The following is a 1,097-nucleotide window of genomic DNA, read 5'->3' on the forward strand; positions in this document are numbered from 1 at the left end:
CCAACGGTCTTAATGAATACGATTGGTTAAAGCAGATCTTTAAAGTGCTTCCTAATGCACAAAGCCTGGCAGACATCGAAGCACTTTTGCCTTGGCATTGTAAGGACGTGGTTGGTTAGGCGCTTACTTTTATTCTATGGCCATTAAACTATTAAGCGTCGTTTGCCAACGTGTCACAAAAGGTGTATTGCGATAACGAGAAAAGTCGTCTACTGCCCACTGATTTGGTGCGGCTTTTGTTGTCACTCTGAGAATGTTAAGAGAAGGCATATCCGCGACTTCTTGTGTGGAGAAAATGGGTAATAATAAGCCTTTAGTGAGTGGGGCAACGGTATTACTTTCATTGACAACAGCGTCGTACCCAGACTCGATCAAGGCGTTGTCCATATCAAGCGCTATCTGGCGTAAAGACTGACTAACTCGTTGGTGTTGTTCGTTAATCTCTTCGGCGTATTCAGGCCAAAGCAACGATAAATCGCGTTTTAATATACCTAACATCAACAAAGCATTATTAGGGTTGAGCCAGAAATATTCGTCGGTTTGATGAACCGCGACACGCTCTCCACCGGGGAGTAATGCTTCTGCTATATCAATAGGGACAGCGTGAATATTGGCGCTGCGTACAGAAGTATAAAACTGCAACTCTGGACGCAATGCGCTGATATTAACAATGGCGTCAAACACATCAAGAGGTTCAGTACGATTTTTATTTAACCAGCTTGGAATACGGTTAATAGGCAACCGCTTCGGTGGCAAATAAGAGACTTCTATTGGGGTATCCACTAATAGTGCACGACTCATGCTGTCCGCGATAGGTGTGACGGTTGCTAACGAGGCGGCCATGACGTTGGTGGTGAATAAGCCACAGATAAGGGCTACGTTGAAAATAACGTAAGCGTCAGAGCATCACCACCTAGATCGGACGTTCCATGGCAGTAGGTCATCAAGACTTTCGTTGGTCTGTCGTTTTGGTAATTCTTCGAAGAGTGTCACTAAGTAATCATACGGGATTAGCCCATTGGCTTTAGCGGTTTCGATGATGCTGTAAAGTATCGCACTCGACTTGGCTCCATTACCTGTATTAGCAAACAACCAGT

3 protein-coding genes are annotated in these 1,097 nt (G+C 44.8%); 1 reads left to right on the plus strand and 2 read right to left on the minus strand.

All coding sequences use genetic code 11. The annotated features are described in order from the left end of the window. Positions 1-119: transposase domain-containing protein (locus LG368_RS15670; protein ID WP_226755541.1), on the plus strand; the 119-nt coding region annotated here is incomplete at its 5' end. A 10-nt stretch (positions 120-129) separates the two neighbouring features. On the opposite strand, the gene LG368_RS15340 is transcribed toward LG368_RS15670, so the two are convergent. Both LG368_RS15340 and LG368_RS15345 read right to left on the minus strand, forming a co-directional pair. Then, on the minus strand, positions 130-801 hold the full coding sequence (locus LG368_RS15340; RefSeq protein WP_226755555.1) for a metal ABC transporter substrate-binding protein: 672 nt from the start codon (positions 799-801) through the stop codon (positions 130-132). Between the two features lie 105 nt (positions 802-906). After that, a partial coding sequence (locus tag LG368_RS15345) for a transposase domain-containing protein (RefSeq protein WP_226755543.1) occupies positions 907-1,097 on the minus strand: 191 nt, incomplete at its 5' end.

Origin of the sequence: Marinomonas algarum, from assembly GCF_020532605.1 — a bacterium.
In the GTDB taxonomy this organism is placed as follows: domain Bacteria; phylum Pseudomonadota; class Gammaproteobacteria; order Pseudomonadales; family Marinomonadaceae; genus Marinomonas; species Marinomonas algarum.